Raw genomic sequence first — 16,034 nt, forward strand, 5'->3', positions numbered from 1 at the left:
TCAGAGGCGCTTCGCTTTGCCACATCGCCCAAACCGCCACCCCGGCACCGACAGCCTGTAATCCTTGGCACCTTTAAAAAGAGGAACTGAACCATGAACACCCCTGCGAACCTTTTCAAACAAGCCCTGAAAGACAAGCGCCCCCAGATCGGCCTGTGGATGGGGCTGGCCAGTGCCTACACCGCCGAAATCTGCGCCCTGGCCGGATTCGACTGGCTCGTCATCGACGGTGAACACGCCCCCAACGACCTGCGCAGCATCCAGGCGCAACTTCAAACGCTGGCCGCATACCCCGGCAGCCATGCGGTGTGCCGCGTGCCCGTGGGTGAGACGGCGCTCATCAAACAATACCTGGACCTCGGCGCGCAAAACATCCTGGTGCCCATGGTCGACACGGCCGAGCAGGCCGCGCAGCTGGTGCAAGCCATGCGTTACCCCCAGGACGATGGCCAAGGCGGCGTGCGTGGCATGGCCGGGGCGCGGGCTTCGCGCTGGGGCCACTACACCGACTACTTCAAGCGCGCCAACGAAGAAGTTTGCTTGCTGGTACAGGTAGAGTCGCGTGAGGCGCTGAAGAACCTCGACGCGATCGTCGCCACGCCCGGTGTGGACGGCGTGTTCATCGGCCCGGCCGACCTTTCGGCCAGCATGGGCCATGTGGGCAATGCGGCCCACCCCGATGTTCAGGCGGCGATTGCCGATGCGATTGCCCGCATCCTTAAGGCTGGCAAGGCGCCCGGCATCCTCACGCCCGACCGGCAATTGGCCGCGCAGTACCTGCAGCTGGGTGCGGTGTTCGTGGCCGTGGGCCTCGATACGCAAATCCTGATGCGCCAGACTGCCGATCTGGCGGCGCATTTCAAATCGGCCATTACCGCTGTGGCGCCCACCCAAGGTGCGACCTATTGATGGGGATCTGAGCCCAACAAACCTGAGCCGGATCAATCGCAACTGTTGGTCATGCAGGACTCGATCCGGCATCCAGTGCAGGCGCAGTGACACATGGACCCCGGATCAAGTCCGGGGTGACAAAGCCAAAGCCAAAGCCAAAGCCAAAGCCAAAGCACAAGCACAAGCACAAGCACAAGCACAAGCACAAGTCCAGGGTGATGAAGGCAAAGCTCAAATTCTGGTGACGTTCAAAAACACAAGGAGATCCGACATGTTCCCCACACCCCAAGCGGTGGTGCCTTCACTGCAAGCGCAAGTGCATCCCGACGAGTGGCAGGCACGTTTGCAGCTGGCCGCCTGCTACCGCGTGTTTGCCATGCTCGGCTGGACCGAGATGATCTACAACCACATCACGCTGCGCCTGCCCGACAGCGTGACCGGTGGTGAAAAGCATTTCCTCATCAACCCCTTTGGCTTGCATTACTCCGAAGTCACCGCCAGCAACCTGGTCAAGATCAACATGCAAGGCGAGGTGTTGGACGGCTCGCCGTACAAGGTGAACCCGGCGGGTTTCGTGGTGCACGCCACGCTGCACGGCGGCATCGAGGGTGCGCACTGCGTGATGCACACCCACACCACGGCAGGCGTGGCGGTTGCGTGTCTGCAAGGTGGCCTCTCGCAAAGCAATTTTTATTCGGCGCAGCTGCACGACATGGTGGCGTACCACGACTTTGAGGGCATCACCATCCATGCTGAAGAAGGGCCGCGTGTGCTGCAGAGCATCGGCAACAAACCAGCTGTGATCTTGCGCAATCACGGTCTGCTGTCCTGGGGGCAAACGCTGCCGCAGACCTTTGCGATCTTGTGGACACTGCAACGTGCCTGCGAGATCCAGCTGGCGACGCAAAGCATGGGCCAGCCGATCCCGGTACCCGAGCCGATTGCGGCCAAATGCACGCGCGATGCCTTGCAGTTCAATCCCAACCATGGCGCTGGGCAAGACGTTTTTGAAGCGCTGGTGCGTCAGATGGACCGCATCGACAGTGGGTGGCGCGCATGAGCGAGGTCCAGTTCAAGAAAGTGGCCATCGTCGGCGCAGGCGCCATTGGCGGCTGGATGGGCATGCACTTGGCCCAAGCGGGTGCGCAGGTCAGCGTGCTGGCGCGTGGGGATACGTTGCAAGCCCTGCAAAAGAGCGGTTTGCAAATGCACCAAGGCGGCACGCTGCACACCGTGCCCGTGAGCGCATCCAGTGACGCGGCCACCCTCGGGGTGCAGGACCTGGTGGTCATTTCGGTCAAGGCCCCGGCATTGGCCTCGGTGGCCGCGCAGGTGGGGCCGCTGATCGGCCCGAACACCGTGGTGCTCACAGCCATGAACGGCGTGCCTTGGTGGTTCTTGCAGGGCTTTGGCGGGCCGGTCGCAGGCCGCTCGCTCAGCTCGGTGGACCCCGATGGCGCGATTGCCCAAGCCTTGCCTGCCCAGCACATCATCGGCTGTGTGGTGCATGCGAGCTGCTCGGTCGATGCACCCGGCGTGATCCGCCACCACTTTGGCGATGGGCTGATCGTGGGCGAACCTTCGGGCGAGAGCTCAGATCGCGTGCAAGCCTTGCACGCCTTGCTGCAACAAGCGGGCTTCAACGCCACGCTGTCGCCGCAAATTCAAAAAGACATTTGGTACAAGCTCTGGGGCAACATGACGGTCAACCCGGTCAGCGCCATCACCGGGGCCACCACCGACCGCATCCTCGACGACGAGCTGGTGCGCGGCTTCATCTCGCAGGTGATGCTGGAGGCCAAAGCCATTGGCGAGCGCATCGGCATTCCGATTGCGCAAGCCCCCGAAGACCGCCATGCCATGACGCGCAAGCTGGGTGCGTTCAAGACCTCCATGTTGCAAGATGTGCAAGCGGGCAAGCCGGTGGAGCTGGACGCCTTGGTCAGCGCGGTGCGCGAGCTGGGTCAGCTCACGCAGGTGGCCACACCTTTCACCGATGCGCTCTTGGGCCTGAGTCGCCTGCATGCCAGGGGGCTGGGGCTGTACCCCGCACAATGAAACCATGACGACCGCACGCAAAGCCCTGACGGGCACCGCTTTTGCCACACTGCTCTTGATCGCATTCATGATGGGGGCCAACCATGTGGCGGCCCGTTTGGCCTTCAACAACGGCGTGGATGTGGTCACCGCCGTCAGCGCGCGCAGCTTCGTCACGGCCTTGGTGGTGGGTTTTGTGCTCTGGCAACAAAAGGTGTCCTTGGCCACCACGCTGCGGCAAAAGAAATTTCTGTTGACCATCGGCGCTCTGATCGCGGTGCAAAGCGTGTGTCTGTATTCGTCGGTGGCCCGCTTGCCGGTGGCGCTGGCTTTGCTGGCCTTCAACACCTATCCGCTGACCACCGCTTTTTGGGCCCGTGTTTTGTATGGCCATAAGGCTGATCGTGCTGTGCTCATGGCCATGCCCTTGATGCTGGTGGGGCTGGCGCTGGCGCTCGATGTGTTCGGCGCCGCATCGGGTTTGGGGGCGGCAGCGCATTGGGGCCAGATCGGGGTGGGCATCGCTTTTGCCTTGGCGGCTTCGGCCACTTTTGGTTTGGCCATGGTGTTGATGGAGCACGAAGCGGGCGGCCTGGACGGTCGGCTGCGCACCTTTTCGACCATGGGCCTGGTCGCCATTTTTTCGATCACCGCCGCCATGTCGCAAGGCGGCTTTCACCTGCCCACAGCCCAGCCCGGCTGGTGGGGTTTGGGCATGTTGTGCTTCTTGTACGGCACGGCCTTCACCATCATGTTCATGGTTCTGCCCAAGCTGGGCGTGGTGGGCAACTCGGCCATCATGAACGTGGAGCCGGTGTTTGCGTTGGTGCTGGCTTGGGCCTTGTTGGGTCAATCGATCGCGCCCATGCAGCTGGTGGGCGCCTTGGTGGTGGTGTCCACCGTCATGTGGCTGGGCTTGCGCAAGCGCTAGGCCTGGTTCATGGATCCCGGGTCAAGCCCGGGATGACAAGCTTTGATGGCAGTGCGTGGCTGAGTGGGGCAGTGCAATGATGGCCAGTTAGTGTGCAGCCTGTCCCCCCGGACTGGATCCAGGGTCCATGTGCGTGATCCCCACCCGCCTTATTTTTTCAATGCCAAAGCCTGCTCGTACAGCGCGTTCTTCGACTCACCCGTGATCTCGGCCGCCAGCTTGACGGCGGTTTTCAAAGGCAGTTCGGGCAGCAGCAGCTGCAGCACCCGCAAGCCTTCGCCGCTGGTCTGGGCGACCGGTTCGTCGTGCACCACCAAAGCGAACTCACCGCGCTGACGGTCCGGTTTTTCAGCCAACCAGGCCGCAAAGTCTTGTGCCTCCACGGTCTCAATCTGCTCGAACTGCTTGGTCAGCTCCCGTCCCACGGTGATGCGCCGCTCTCCCAGCACCGCCAGCGCCTGGGCCAGCGCCTCGATGCGGTGCGGGGCTTCGAGCAGTACCACAGCGCGGGTTTCTTGCGCCAGGGCTTGCACAGCGTGTTGGCGTTCACCCGCTTTGCTGGGCAAAAAGCCGCTGAAGACAAAACCACCGTCCCCGGTCATGCCAGAGGCACTCAGCACCGTGATCACGCTGCTGGCGCCGGGCAGGGGCAAGACGCGGTAACCGGCCTGCCGCACAGCCGCCGCCAGGCGTGCGCCCGGGTCGCTGATGGCGGGGGTACCCGCATCGCTCACATAGGCCACGCGTTCGCCCTGGGCCAGGCGCGCGATCACGGTTTGCGCGGCTTCGGCCTCGTTGTGTTGGTGCACCGCCAGCAATTGGGCGCCCGGGCGGTCAATGCCGTAGGCGCGCAACATCTGCTGGGTGTGGCGGGTGTCTTCGCAGGCGATGACGTCGACCTTTTGCAGCACATGCAAGGCGCGCAGGCTGATGTCGGCCAGGTTGCCAATCGGGGTGGCCACGACATACAGTGTGCTGACCGGGTGGTTTTGCTGTCCGGCAGCGTCATTCGCGGCGGCAAGGGCTGGGGCGAACGATGCAGACAAGGGAGACGGAGTCAATGCAATTCCTCAAAAAAGACACGGTGCGCAGCGCCACCACCAAGGCCCGGGGTGATGCGGGCGAAGACGAGGCGCTGGCCTATTTGCAAGAGCGCGGTTTGCGCTTGCTGCAGCGCAATTATCGGACGCCCGGGCGTGGCGGCGGCGAAATCGACCTGATCATGCAAACGCCCGACGGTACGGTGGTGTTTGTGGAGGTGCGAAAACGCAGCCGCAGCGACTTTGGCGGCGCAGCGGCCAGTGTGAGTTTCCAAAAGCAAAGGCGCATCGTGTTTGCGGCAAACCACTACCTGCTGCGTTGGCGGCGTTTGCCGCCGACCCGCTTTGATGTGGTCACGATTGAGGCACAAGGACCTCAGTGGTTGCCAGCGGCTTTCGATGCGGCCTGATTGAAGCTGCGCAAGCCAGCTTCAATCAGGGGAAATGCATCAAAAAAGTGCGGCCGGGCGGTTATCATCCCCAGCCATGTTAGACCTGCGCATTCAACAGCATTTCATCGACAGTGCCGACCTGCACTACCAAGTGGCCGAGGCTTTGGCCAAGCCGGTGGATGCGGCCGTCCAGGCGGTGCTCGCTTGCGTGACCGGTGGTGGCAAAGTTTTGACGGCGGGCATGGGCGCCTCGTCGGCCATGGCCCAGTACCTGGCCTTGTTGTTGGTGGGTGGCTTTGAGCGCGGTCGGCCCGGCTTGGCCGCCATGGCGCTGGCCTCGGACGGGATGATGGCCTCGGCCTGGCCCGATGGTCGGGCCTTGGCGCTTCAGGTGCGTGCTTTGGGGCAGACCGGTGATGTGCTGGTCTTGATCAGTGCCGACGGTGAGGAACATGCTTTGGTCGAAGCCGTGCAAGCGGCCCACGAGCGCGAGATGACCGTGCTGGCTTTGACGGGCCACAACGGCGGTCTTTTGGGGCGCCAGCTGCGCGAGACCGATGTGCATGTGTGCGTGCCTCATGAGCGTGTGGCGCGAATTCGCGAAGTGCAGCACCTGGTGCTGCACTGTTTGTGTGATGGAATAGACACCCAGTTGTTGGGTGAACAGGAGCCTGTTTAAATGAAACGCAATCTTCAATCCTTGGTTTTGACGAGCACTTTGGCTGCATTGGCCCTGTCGGGTTTGTCGGCTTGTGCGCCCTTGCTTTTGGGTGGCGCAGTCATGACGGGGGTGGTGGCGACCGATCGCCGTACCACGGGTTCACAAGTCGAGGACGAAGGCATCGAGATCAAAGTGGGCAGCGCCATTCGTCAAGAGCTGGGCGACAGCGTTCACCTGAACGTGACCAGCTACAACAAGCAGGCCTTGTTGACCGGTGAAGTGCGCACGCAAGCACTCAAAGAGCGTGCAGAGAAGCTGGCCCAAAGTCAGGAAAATGTGCGCACCGTGGTCAATGATTTGGCCGTGACCTTGCCCAGCAGCCTGAGCCAGCGCTCCAAGGACACGGTCATCACCGGTCAGGTCAAGGCAGGCTTTTTGGACGCCAAAGACCTGCAAGTCAACGCCATCAAAGTGGTGACAGAGCGCGGCATCGTCTACCTGATGGGCCGCGTGACTGCCCGCGAAGCCAAGCGCGCAACCGACATCGCCCGCAGCGTCGGTGGTGTGGCCAAGGTGGTGCGTGTGTTTGAAGAAATCTCTGAGGCTGAATTGCAGCGGCTGAGCCAACCACCCATGTCCAAGTGAGCTTGCTCAGCGCCCCATGAAAAAAGCGGCCTTGGCCGCTTTTTTCATGCCCGCTTCGGATGAGTCAGCCCAGAATTGATCCGGGGCTGTCTGGTTTATCCGGTCGTGGATACCGGATCAAGTCCGGTATGACGGTCTTTCAACACGCCGAGACGGATGTCTTTAAATACGCCGAGGCGGCGGTCTTTGAATGGTCCTGGGATTTTTGTCATCCCGGGCGAAGACCCGGGATCCACTGTGCAGCGCTGCCCTTGGCCATCGTCGGAAGTGGGTCATGGATACCGGATCAAGTCCGGTATGACAGGCAATGCCATGACATTGAGTGTTCATGACAGGCCGTATTCATGACAGGCAATGGCCATGACGTTCAGTGGTCATGACAAGTCTGGCAGCTCAGCGCAGACGGCGGATCAGGCTGGAGGTGTCCCAGCGGCCGCCGCCCATTTTCTGCACATCAGCATAGAACTGGTCGACCAGCGCGGTCACGGGCAAGCGGGCGCCGTTGCGCTTGGCTTCGTCGAGCACCAGGCCCAGGTCTTTGCGCATCCAGTCCACGGCAAAGCCGAAGTCAAATTTGTCATCGGCCATGGTTTTGCCACGGTTGTCCATTTGCCAGCTTTGGGCGGCGCCTTTGCCGATCACGTCCAGCACCTGGTGCATGTCCAGACCAGCGGCTTGACCAAAGGCCACGGCTTCGGACAGGCCTTGCACCAAGCCGGCAATGCAGATCTGGTTGACCATCTTGGCCAGCTGGCCAGCGCCCGATTCGCCCAGCAGGGTGAAGGCACGCGAGAAGGCCATGGCGGCAGGGCGCACGTTGTCGAATGCCGCTTGATCGCCACCACACATGACCGTGAGCACGCCGTTTTGCGCGCCGCCCTGGCCGCCCGAGACAGGCGCATCCACAAAGTGCAGGCCCAGCTTTTGGGCTTCGCCAAACAGCTCGCGGGCTACCTCGGCCGAGGCGGTGGTGTGGTCCACAAAGATGGCGCCGGGCTTCATGCCAGCGAACGCGCCGTCTGGCCCTAAGACCACGCTGCGCAGGTCGGCATCGTTGCCCACGCAGGCGAACACGATGTCGGCATTCGCAGCGGCTTCGCGCGGGGTGGGGGCGCTGGCGTTGCCAGGGCACTCGGCCAGCCAGGCGCTGGCTTTGGCGGCGCTGCGGTTGTAGACGGTGACGTGGTGACCGGCACGGGCCAGGTGCCCGGCCATGGGATAACCCATCACGCCCAGGCCCAAAAAGGCCACTTGGCGGGCGGGTGTCGTTTCGTAGGTCTTGTCGGCGATTTGGCTCATGGATGTGTCTCGGGGTGAAAAAGATAGGCCGCTAATTTAGCAGTCCTGCAACCAACCCCGCAGGAGGCGTGTGTATTGGGCGACATGGCGTTTGGTACCCTTGAGGCCATGAACGCTTCGATTGCAGACAATTTGGCGCAAGTGCATGCGCAGATGCAGGCCGCTTGCCTGGCCGCAGGGCGCCCCGAGGCCAGCGTGCGCTTGCTGGCCGTCTCCAAGACCTGGGGGCCCGATGCGGTGCGCCAGGCCCATGCCGCCGGGCAAACCGCCTTTGGCGAAAACTACATCCAGGAAGCGGTGGACAAGATCACCGCTTTGCGCGATTTGCCCCTGGAGTGGCATTGCATTGGACCCATCCAGAGCAACAAGACCCGCCTGGTGGCCGAGCACTTTGACTGGGTGCACAGCATCGACCGCCTGAAGATCGCCCAGCGCCTGTCGGAGCAGCGGCCGGCCCACTTGCCACCCTTGCAGGTGTGCATTCAGGTCAATGTCGACGGCGGCGAAACCAAATCGGGCGTGAGCCCACAAGACTTGCCAGCGCTGGCTCAGGCGGTGGCGGCTTTGCCCAACATGCAGCTGCGAGGCCTCATGACCATCCCCGAGCCTGCCGAGTCTGAGGCGGCTGCCCGTGCGGTGCACCGTCAGGCGCGGTTGTTGCTGGAATCCCTGATCACGCAGGGGCTGGCGCTGGACACTTTGTCGATGGGCATGTCGGCCGACATGGCCCCCGCCATCGCCGAAGGCAGCACCCTGGTGCGGGTGGGTACGGCGATTTTCGGCCGGCGTTGAGGCGCGAAGCCCAGGTGGTCTTGGGCATTTTTCAGTCCAGATTGGCCTTGTGCACGATCAGATTGGCCGCTTGGGGGCTTCTGCTGGGATAATGCCGGGTTGCACAGCCCCGATCTGGTGTTCAGATCGGCGGACTTGGCGCTTGACCTCACAGAGGCAAGCCCGCGCTATTTCACTCAGGTTACACCATGGCTCAATACGTTTTCTCTATGAACCGGGTCGGCAAGATCGTGCCGCCCAAGCGTCAGATTCTCAAAGACATTTCGCTGTCTTTCTTCCCCGGCGCCAAGATCGGCGTGCTGGGCACCAACGGCTCGGGCAAGTCCACTTTGCTCAAGATCATGGCCGGTATCGACAAGGAGATCGAGGGCGAAGCCATCCCCATGTCGGGCCTGAAGATCGGGTACTTGCCGCAAGAGCCCCAGCTCGACCCCACTGAAACTGTGCGCCAGTCGGTGGAAAACGGCATGGGCGAAATCAAGGCCGCACAGGCCCGCCTCGAAGAGGTGTATGCCGCCTACGCCGAAGAAGACGCCGACTTTGACGCGCTGGCCGCTGAGCAGGCCAAGCTCGAAGCGATCATTGCTACGGCCGGTGACGCCTCTGACCACCAGCTCGAAATCGCGGCCGACGCGCTGCGCTTGCCCCCATGGGACGCCGTGATCGGCAACTTGTCCGGAGGTGAAAAGCGCCGCGTGGCCTTGTGCCGCTTGCTGCTGTCGCGCCCCGACATGCTGTTGCTCGACGAGCCGACCAACCACTTGGACGCCGAATCGGTGGACTGGCTGGAGCAGTTCCTGTCGCGCTTCTCGGGCACCGTGGTGGCCATCACCCACGACCGTTACTTCCTGGACAACGCCGCCGAGTGGATTTTGGAACTCGACCGTGGCCACGGCATCCCCTACAAGGGCAACTACTCTACCTGGCTGGAGCAAAAAGAAGCCCGCCTGGAGCAGGAGCAGCGCACCGAAGACGCCCGCACCAAGGCCATGAAGAAGGAACTGGAGTGGGCCCGCGCCAACCCCAAGGGCCGTCAAGCCAAGAGCAAGGCCCGTCTGGCCCGCTTCGAAGAGTTGAGCGATTACGAATACCAGCAGCGCAACGAAACCCAGGAAATCTTCATCCCTGTGGCCGAGCGTCTGGGCAACGAAGTGTTCGAGTTCAAGAACGTCAGCAAGTCCTTTGGCGACCGCATGCTGATCGACAACCTGAGCTTCAAGGTGCCTGCGGGCGCCATCGTCGGCATCATCGGCCCCAACGGCGCGGGTAAATCGACCCTGTTCAAGCTGATCTCGGGCCGCGAGCAACCTGACAGCGGTGAAGTCAAGATCGGCCAGACCGTGAAGATGGCCTTTGTGGACCAGAACCGCGATGACCTGGACAACAACAAGACCGTCTGGGAAGACGTGTCGGGCGGTCTGGACATCATCAACGTGGGCAAGTTCCAGATGGCCAGCCGCGCGTATTGCGGACGTTTTAACTTCAACGGTGGCGACCAGCAAAAGAAGGTCGGCATGCTGTCGGGCGGTGAGCGCGGCCGTTTGCACCTGGCCAAGACGCTGATCGAAGGCGGCAACGTGTTGCTGCTGGACGAACCCTCCAACGACCTGGACGTGGAAACCTTGCGTGCGCTGGAAGACGCGCTGCTGGAGTTTGCCGGTTCCGTCATGGTCATCAGCCACGACCGCTGGTTCCTGGACCGCATTGCCACCCACATCCTGGCCGCCGAAGGCGACAGCCAGTGGGTGTTCTTTGACGGCAACTACCAGGAATACGAAGCCGACAAGAAAAAACGTTTGGGCGAAGAGGGCGCCAAGCCCAAGCGCGTGCGCTTCAAGGCTTTGAAGTAATCAGCTGCTTTGCACAAAACCAGGGGCCCTTCGGGGCCCCTTGTCGTTGGAGTCCTTGATCATCAAGAATCGCGGCACATCCAGCCTGTCACCCCGGGCGAAGACCCGGGGTCCATGCTGCTGCAGGGCAGCTTGTGGCGTGGTTAGGGTGGTGGTGTCTGAGATGGATCCCGGATCAAGTCCGGGATGACAGATCAGGTCCGGGATGACAGATCAGGTCCGGGATGACGGGTTAAAGCCCGAGGTCACAATGGATGACGGGCCTGAGACCGGAGGGCGCTTAACGTGATGCTTGTTGGGCCTTCTCTAGCCAGAGCTGCAGGCCGCCCAGCAAGTCCTTCTGGCTGAACGAGCAGCTTTCTTCGCTGAACAGGGCGCTGGATTCCAGGCGGTCGAGCAGATTGCTCAGCACCACGCCGAATTTTTCAGGCAAGGCCAACAGGGCTGCATCGCTCCGCCATTGTTGGATCAACACGTTTTGGGACACCGTGCCCTGCACGCAGGCCGTGAGCGTGTTATTCATGCGGGTCAAAGTGTCGAGTGCTGCGCTCATCGTCATGGGGCTCCTGCAAAGTCTGTGGCATTTCGAGGCGACAATCATGCCCCATGAAAGCCAAATCCCTCAAACCCATGCGCCTGGAAGACATTTTGTTCAGCCAGGGTTTTGGCACGCGTCGTGTGTGTGCCGGTCTCGTTCAGCAAGGCTACGTCAAGGTGGCCGGTGAGGTGGTCACCGATGCGGGTGAGTTCTTTGAACCTGAAGGTTTGATGTTCAATGTGCAGGGCACCGATTGGCCGTTCAAAGAACACGCCTATGTGCTGCTGAACAAGCCCGCAGGCACCGAGTGTTCGCAAAAGCCATCGACTTGGCCGAGCATCTACACCTTGCTGCCCGCGCCCTTGCGCCAGCGCCCGCAAAAAGCCGCCGTGCAAGGCGTGCAGGCGGTGGGCAGGTTGGACCAGGACACCACGGGATTGCTGCTGCTGACCGATGACGGCAAGTTCATCCACAAGATGAGTTCACCCAAGCACCATGTGCCCAAGGTGTACGAGGTCACCACCAAACACCCGATCACGTCCGAGATGGTGCAAAAGCTGTTGAGCGGCGTGGTGCTGGACGATGACCCCAAGCCCGTCAAAGCCGCAGCTTGTGAGGCCGTGGGCGAGTTGCACCTCAAGCTGACCCTGACCGAAGGCAAATACCACCAGGTCAAACGCATGCTGGCGGCGGTGGGCAACCGGGTCGAAGGTTTGCACCGTTCGCAAATTGGCGGGCTGGTTTTGAACGATCTCGCGCCTGGGCAATGGCGGTGGTTGAGCGAAGACGATTTGGCTTTGCTCAAGCCTTGAGTGCTCTGCAGGCTGAAGCCGCCGACCTACAGTTCGCTCATCCAGGTTCGCACGGCCTGTTCTACTGCTGCAGGCTGATCCCGATGCGGTGAATGCCCGCAGGCGGGCAGTTTCAGCAGTTGCGCTTGCGGCACGGCCCCGGCGATGTCGTCGATTTGCGCCATCGTGCCGTAGGGGTCGTCTTCACCTTGTATCGCCAGCAAGGGCGCGGTGATGGTGTGCAGTTCGGGGCGGATGTCGAATGTTCGGAAGGCGTCGCTGAGCCAGACCTCGTTCCACTGCCAGAAGGCGCAGTCCACATCGGCATGAAAAGGTGCCAGCCGTTGGCGCAGCGGGCCGTGTTCATAGGCCTGGCGTGCCGTGGTGATGGCTTGCACCGAGATGTCTTCCACCATCACATGGGGCGCCATGACGATGCAGCCGGCCACCGGGTGTTGGCTGGCGTGGAGCAGGGCGATCGTGCCGCCGTCCGAGTGGCCCACAAGCAGAGGGCGCTCGATGCCCAAGGCTTGCAACAAGGCGGGCAAAACCTCCAGCGCCTCGCGGTGCATGTAATCGGGCAAGAGGCGACCATGGCGTTGGCTGTTGTCGGTGCGTGAGGGGCCGCGCACGTCGGGCGTGGCATCAGACTGGCCATAGCCTTGGCGTGAATAGACCAGTCCCGGCAGGCCAAGTTGGGCGCACAGGCGGGCGGGCCAGTCGCGCCAAAGGGCCACGCTGCCCAAGCCTTCGTGCAAAAACACCAGTGTGGGCCCGGATGAAGGCACTTCCGGCTGGATGTGTTGCACCTCCAGGCGTGTGCCCAGAACACTCAGGGGGCGCAAAGAGCTGGTTTGCATCAATTGTCTTTCTCGAGGGGCGATTACACTCAAAGGTTACTTGAAAGCTTACCGCGTGATTGTCTTGAACCGATTTTTCCGTACCTTGGGTCTGTGGCTCTTTTGTTTGACCCAATTGAGCGCTTGGGCTGCCGCGCCAGCACCCGTATTTGTGCTCAATTCTCTGGATGGCAATGTCAGCGTGATCGACCCGGTCAGCTGGACGGAGCAAAAACGCATCCCCACGGGCAAAGAGCCGCACCACCTGTACCTCACGCCGGACGAGAAGTCGGTCATCGTGGCCAATGCGCTGAGCGATTCGCTCACGTTCATCGACCCGCGCACGGCGCAGATCCAGCGCACGGTGACGGGCATTTTGGACCCTTACCAGCTGCGTTTTTCGCCCGACATGAAGTGGTTCGTCACCGCCGCCAACCGCTTGAACCATGTGGACATTTACCGCTGGGACGGTCACAACGCTGTTTTGTCCAAGCGCATCCAGACCGGCAAGACGCCCAGCCATTTGTGGATCGACAGCAAGAGCACCACGGTGTGGGCATCGATCCAGGACAGCAATGAGCTGTTGTCGGTGGATCTGGCCACGCAGACGGTGAAGTCGCGCACCGCCGTGGGCCCCATGCCTGCCGATGTGTTTGGCACGCCGGACGACAAATTGCTGCTGGTGGGCCTGACCGCCAGCGACGGGGTGGAGGTGTACGACATCTCGGGTCCGCAGCCGCGCTTGGTGAAGAAGCTGCCCACAGGCAAGGGCGCGCATGCGTTTCGGGCTTTGGGCGACCGCAAGCATGTGCTGGTGAGCAACCGCGTGGCCAACACGATCAGCCAGATCGACTACACCAGCTTGCAGGTGGTGGCCGAGTTTCCAGGACCTTCCGGTCCGGACTGTATGGACATCACGGCCGATGGCAAATTCATTTTGTTGGCCTCGCGTTGGGCCCGTAAATTGACCGTGATCGACATCGCTTCGCGCAAAGTGGTCAAGCAGGTGCCTGTGGGCAAGTCGCCGCACGGGGTGTGGACTTTGGACCATGCGCCACGCCAATAAGCTTCGCACCTTGGTCATCTGCGGTTTGACCGCAGTCGCTCAGTGGGCTGCGGCGCAAACCGCAGCTTGCCCTCAGCCGGTTTACCTGACCTTGGACACCGGCCACATGGGCGTGGCGCCCCTGATCGCTCAGGTGCTGCAACGCCAGCAAGTGAAGGTCACCTTCTTTGCAGCGCAAGAAAAAACCCAGCAGGGCGATGGCACTTTGGGCCAGCACTGGGCCCCTTGGTGGCGCGAGCGCGCTGCCGAAGGCCATGCCTTTGCATCGCACACGTGGGATCACGCGTATTGGCGGGCCGACCTGAAGGGCGCTGACGCTGGGCGCTTTCAGATTCGCCCCAGCTCGGGCGCTCAGGCTGGGCAAAACCTCACTTGGACGGCCGCGCAGTATTGCGCCAATTTGCGCCAGGCCGCTCAGCGCTTACAAGACATCACCGGTCAGCGGCCTTTGCCGCTGTTTCGGGCACCGGGCGGCAAAACATCGCCCGCTTTGTTGCAGGCGGCCCGTCAGTGCGGCTTTGCGCATGTGGGCTGGGCCGATGCGGGTTTTCTGGGCGATGAATTGCCCAGTGACAAATTCCCCAACGCGCAGTTGCTGCAAAAGGCTTTGGCCCGTATCCGCCCGGGCGACATATTGATGGCGCATCTGGGCATCTGGTCGCGGCAAGACCCTTGGGCACCGGCGGTGCTGGAGCCGCTGATTGAAGGCCTCAAGGCCAAGGGCATGTGCTTTGCCACCTTGCGCGAGCACCCTCAGTACAAGAGCTGGATCGCGCAACACCCACTGGCACTCTCGGGGCATGCTGTTTCGGGACAATGAGGCCATGGACGCTTTGACCGATGCATTCGCCTTTTTGCAGCAATGGCTTTTTGAGACCCTGGTGCAGCCTGTGGGCTTTGCGCTGGGCCAAGGAAATTTGCTGGAGAAAGCTTACGAAGGCACGGGCTGGTTGGTGGTGGGCTTGCTGCAGATCGCGGTCATGCTGGTGGTGATTGGCCCATTGCAAAAACGCTGGCCGGTAGAGCCGATGGCCGACGCGCGGGCGGTCAAGGTGGACATCCTATACACCTTGATCCACCGCCTGGGGCTGTTCAAGCTGGTGATGTTCTTCACGCTGGAGACCTGGTTTGAAAACGTCTGGGGCCATTTGCGCGCCTGGGGTTTGCCCACTTGGCATCTGGACCAGGTCTGGCCCGGCGTGACCGACCAGGCGGCGGTCAGCTTTGTGATTTACCTGGTGTTCTTTGATTTTGTGCATTACTGGCTACACCGCGCACAGCACCAGTCGGCACGCTGGTGGGCGCTGCATGCCTTGCACCATGCGCAGCGGCAAATGACGATGTGGTCCGACAACCGCAACCACCTGCTGGACGATGTCATCACCAGCTTGCTGTTGGCCGCTGTGGCCATGTTGGTGGGCGTGGGGCCTGGCCAGTTTGTGGCGCTGGTGGCCGTGAGCCAGTTGAGCGAGAACTTCCAGCACGCCAATGTGCGCATGTGGTTCGGGCGTGTGGGCGAGCGCTTGTGGGTCAGCCCGCGTTTTCACCGCAGGCACCACAGCATCGGCATTGGCCACGAATCCGACTTCGAAGGCCGCAAGGTCCTGGGTGGCTGCAACTTTGGCGTGCTCTTGCCCTGGTGGGACATGCTGTTTGGCACAGCCGACTTTCAACTGCGCTACGACGCCACCGGCGTGCGCGACCAGGTCGAGCAAGGCCGCGATTACGGCCAGGGCTTTTGGGCGCAGCAGCGGCTGGGTCTGCTGCGGCTGCTGGGCCGGGCCTGATGCGCACTGGCCTGAGTCATCACTGGATGGCCACGCTCCGCTCGCCATGACGTTTTTTTCTGACGCGTTGGTTCTGGTGTGGTGTGGTGCGGTGCGGTGCGCTGCGCTGCGGTGCGCTGCGCTGCGCTGCGGTGCGGTGCGGTGCGGTGCGGTGCGGTGCGGTGCGGTGGTGTTTTTCTTGCCGTCACTGCGAGGAGCGAAGCGACGTGGCAGTCCAGTGGTGGGTGAGCTGATAAGCTTCGCGCCATGAAGTTGTTGATCGATTCTTTCTGGCGTGCCGCCATCTATTGCCTGATGCCACGCGTCATCGGCTTGTCGCTTTTGCCTTTGGTCCTGACCGTCGCCTTGTCGGGCTTTCTGGGCTACATGTATTGGGACGTGGCGGTCTTGACGGTTCAGCGCTGGCTCGAAGCGTCCAGCTGGCTTGAAGGCGTCTGGCGCTGGCTCGAAGGGGTGGGCTTTGCCAACCTCAAGA

At 61.9% G+C, this 16,034-nt stretch carries 17 protein-coding genes and 1 pseudogene; 14 read left to right on the plus strand and 4 right to left on the minus strand.

The features are described from left to right. Positions 1-93: 93 nt before the first annotated feature. The 4 genes from Q1W40_RS02410 (at position 94) to Q1W40_RS02425 (ending at position 3,859) form a co-directional block, all read left to right on the plus strand. Entirely contained in the window at positions 94-909 is an 816-nt protein-coding gene (locus Q1W40_RS02410; RefSeq protein WP_300708506.1) for an HpcH/HpaI aldolase/citrate lyase family protein, read from the plus strand. 253 nt (positions 910-1,162) lie between these two features. Beyond that, on the plus strand, positions 1,163-1,951 hold the full coding sequence (locus Q1W40_RS02415) for a class II aldolase/adducin family protein (protein ID WP_300708508.1): 789 nt from the start codon (positions 1,163-1,165) through the stop codon (positions 1,949-1,951). Next, entirely contained in the window at positions 1,948-2,949 is a 1,002-nt protein-coding gene (locus Q1W40_RS02420) for a 2-dehydropantoate 2-reductase (RefSeq protein WP_300708510.1), read from the plus strand. Before Q1W40_RS02415 ends, Q1W40_RS02420 begins: the two co-directional genes overlap by 4 nt. A gap of 4 nt (positions 2,950-2,953) precedes the next feature. Continuing rightward, entirely contained in the window at positions 2,954-3,859 is a 906-nt protein-coding gene (locus Q1W40_RS02425) for a DMT family transporter (RefSeq protein WP_300708512.1), read from the plus strand. A gap of 149 nt (positions 3,860-4,008) precedes the next feature. Here the strand turns inward: Q1W40_RS02425 and rsmI are convergent, their stop codons facing one another. Beyond that, complete coding sequence (rsmI, locus tag Q1W40_RS02430) at positions 4,009-4,905, minus strand: 16S rRNA (cytidine(1402)-2'-O)-methyltransferase (protein WP_300708532.1); 897 nt, start codon at positions 4,903-4,905, stop codon at positions 4,009-4,011. Between the two features lie 14 nt (positions 4,906-4,919). Here rsmI and Q1W40_RS02435 point away from each other — a divergent pair, with 14 nt between their 5' ends. The 3 genes from Q1W40_RS02435 to Q1W40_RS02445 all read left to right on the plus strand — a co-directional run bounded on the left by Q1W40_RS02435 (position 4,920) and on the right by Q1W40_RS02445 (position 6,597). Continuing rightward, the gene (locus Q1W40_RS02435) at positions 4,920-5,309 is read left to right on the plus strand and encodes a YraN family protein (RefSeq protein WP_300708514.1); all 390 of its coding nucleotides are present in this window, start codon (positions 4,920-4,922) and stop codon (positions 5,307-5,309) included. 76 nt (positions 5,310-5,385) lie between these two features. Next, the gene (locus Q1W40_RS02440; protein WP_300708516.1) at positions 5,386-5,970 is read left to right on the plus strand and encodes an SIS domain-containing protein; all 585 of its coding nucleotides are present in this window, start codon (positions 5,386-5,388) and stop codon (positions 5,968-5,970) included. Beyond that, complete coding sequence (locus Q1W40_RS02445) at positions 5,971-6,597, plus strand: BON domain-containing protein (RefSeq protein WP_300708518.1); 627 nt, start codon at positions 5,971-5,973, stop codon at positions 6,595-6,597. It begins immediately after the preceding gene. A gap of 393 nt (positions 6,598-6,990) precedes the next feature. Here the strand turns inward: Q1W40_RS02445 and Q1W40_RS02450 are convergent, their stop codons facing one another. Beyond that, entirely contained in the window at positions 6,991-7,896 is a 906-nt protein-coding gene (locus Q1W40_RS02450; RefSeq protein WP_300708520.1) for an NAD(P)-dependent oxidoreductase, read from the minus strand. 108 nt (positions 7,897-8,004) lie between these two features. On the opposite strand from Q1W40_RS02450, the gene Q1W40_RS02455 reads away from it, so the two are divergent. Next, positions 8,005-8,688: a YggS family pyridoxal phosphate-dependent enzyme gene (locus Q1W40_RS02455; RefSeq protein ID WP_300708522.1), complete on the plus strand. Its 684-nt coding sequence runs from the start codon at positions 8,005-8,007 to the stop codon at positions 8,686-8,688. A 188-nt stretch (positions 8,689-8,876) separates the two neighbouring features. Continuing rightward, a complete protein-coding gene (gene ettA, locus Q1W40_RS02460) occupies positions 8,877-10,538 on the plus strand; it encodes an energy-dependent translational throttle protein EttA (protein WP_300708524.1) in 1,662 nt (553 codons plus the stop codon). A gap of 280 nt (positions 10,539-10,818) precedes the next feature. Here ettA and Q1W40_RS02465 read toward each other — a convergent pair whose 3' ends face one another. After that, positions 10,819-11,061 carry a hypothetical protein gene (locus Q1W40_RS02465; RefSeq protein WP_300708534.1) on the minus strand — a complete coding sequence of 81 codons (243 nt, stop codon included), beginning with the start codon at positions 11,059-11,061 and terminating at the stop codon, positions 10,819-10,821. Between the two features lie 107 nt (positions 11,062-11,168). On the opposite strand from Q1W40_RS02465, the gene Q1W40_RS02470 reads away from it, so the two are divergent. Next, entirely contained in the window at positions 11,169-11,888 is a 720-nt protein-coding gene (locus Q1W40_RS02470; RefSeq protein WP_300708535.1) for a 16S rRNA pseudouridine(516) synthase, read from the plus strand. A gap of 26 nt (positions 11,889-11,914) precedes the next feature. Here the strand turns inward: Q1W40_RS02470 and Q1W40_RS02475 are convergent, their stop codons facing one another. Then, on the minus strand, positions 11,915-12,727 hold the full coding sequence (locus Q1W40_RS02475) for an alpha/beta hydrolase (RefSeq protein WP_300708526.1): 813 nt from the start codon (positions 12,725-12,727) through the stop codon (positions 11,915-11,917). Between the two features lie 85 nt (positions 12,728-12,812). Between Q1W40_RS02475 and Q1W40_RS02480 the strand changes: the two genes are divergently transcribed. The 4 genes and pseudogenes from Q1W40_RS02480 to Q1W40_RS02495 all read left to right on the plus strand — a co-directional run. Beyond that, entirely contained in the window at positions 12,813-13,772 is a 960-nt protein-coding gene (locus Q1W40_RS02480; protein ID WP_300708537.1) for a YncE family protein, read from the plus strand. Next, a complete protein-coding gene (locus Q1W40_RS02485; protein WP_300708528.1) occupies positions 13,756-14,592 on the plus strand; it encodes a polysaccharide deacetylase family protein in 837 nt (278 codons plus the stop codon). The genes Q1W40_RS02480 and Q1W40_RS02485 overlap by 17 nt, the downstream gene beginning before the upstream one ends. A gap of 4 nt (positions 14,593-14,596) precedes the next feature. Beyond that, complete coding sequence (locus Q1W40_RS02490; protein ID WP_300708530.1) at positions 14,597-15,559, plus strand: sterol desaturase family protein; 963 nt, start codon at positions 14,597-14,599, stop codon at positions 15,557-15,559. 246 nt (positions 15,560-15,805) lie between these two features. Further along, a pseudogene (locus tag Q1W40_RS02495) lies at positions 15,806-16,034 on the plus strand (hypothetical protein); the annotation flags it as partial.

Origin of the sequence: Limnohabitans sp., assembly GCF_030158565.1 — a bacterium.
In the GTDB taxonomy this organism is placed as follows: Bacteria; Pseudomonadota; Gammaproteobacteria; order Burkholderiales; family Burkholderiaceae_C; genus Limnohabitans_A.

What these genes read in the sequence shown, in the direction of transcription:
- Q1W40_RS02465 (WP_300708534.1), bottom strand. Translation starts at nt 11,061, where the DNA reads ATGAATAACACGCTCACGGCCTGCGTGCAGGGCACGGTGTCCCAAAAC.
- Q1W40_RS02440 (WP_300708516.1), top strand. Translation starts at nt 5,386, where the DNA reads ATGTTAGACCTGCGCATTCAACAGCATTTCATCGACAGTGCCGACCTG.
- Q1W40_RS02475 (WP_300708526.1), bottom strand. Translation starts at nt 12,727, where the DNA reads ATGCAAACCAGCTCTTTGCGCCCCCTGAGTGTTCTGGGCACACGCCTG.
- Q1W40_RS02455 (WP_300708522.1), top strand. Translation starts at nt 8,005, where the DNA reads ATGAACGCTTCGATTGCAGACAATTTGGCGCAAGTGCATGCGCAGATG.
- ettA (WP_300708524.1), top strand. Translation starts at nt 8,877, where the DNA reads ATGGCTCAATACGTTTTCTCTATGAACCGGGTCGGCAAGATCGTGCCG.
- Q1W40_RS02415 (WP_300708508.1), top strand. Translation starts at nt 1,163, where the DNA reads ATGTTCCCCACACCCCAAGCGGTGGTGCCTTCACTGCAAGCGCAAGTG.
- Q1W40_RS02485 (WP_300708528.1), top strand. Translation starts at nt 13,756, where the DNA reads ATGCGCCACGCCAATAAGCTTCGCACCTTGGTCATCTGCGGTTTGACC.
- Q1W40_RS02445 (WP_300708518.1), top strand. Translation starts at nt 5,971, where the DNA reads ATGAAACGCAATCTTCAATCCTTGGTTTTGACGAGCACTTTGGCTGCA.
- Q1W40_RS02425 (WP_300708512.1), top strand. Translation starts at nt 2,954, where the DNA reads ATGACGACCGCACGCAAAGCCCTGACGGGCACCGCTTTTGCCACACTG.
- Q1W40_RS02420 (WP_300708510.1), top strand. Translation starts at nt 1,948, where the DNA reads ATGAGCGAGGTCCAGTTCAAGAAAGTGGCCATCGTCGGCGCAGGCGCC.
- Q1W40_RS02410 (WP_300708506.1), top strand. Translation starts at nt 94, where the DNA reads ATGAACACCCCTGCGAACCTTTTCAAACAAGCCCTGAAAGACAAGCGC.
- Q1W40_RS02435 (WP_300708514.1), top strand. Translation starts at nt 4,920, where the DNA reads ATGCAATTCCTCAAAAAAGACACGGTGCGCAGCGCCACCACCAAGGCC.
- Q1W40_RS02470 (WP_300708535.1), top strand. Translation starts at nt 11,169, where the DNA reads ATGCGCCTGGAAGACATTTTGTTCAGCCAGGGTTTTGGCACGCGTCGT.
- Q1W40_RS02450 (WP_300708520.1), bottom strand. Translation starts at nt 7,896, where the DNA reads ATGAGCCAAATCGCCGACAAGACCTACGAAACGACACCCGCCCGCCAA.
- Q1W40_RS02490 (WP_300708530.1), top strand. Translation starts at nt 14,597, where the DNA reads ATGGACGCTTTGACCGATGCATTCGCCTTTTTGCAGCAATGGCTTTTT.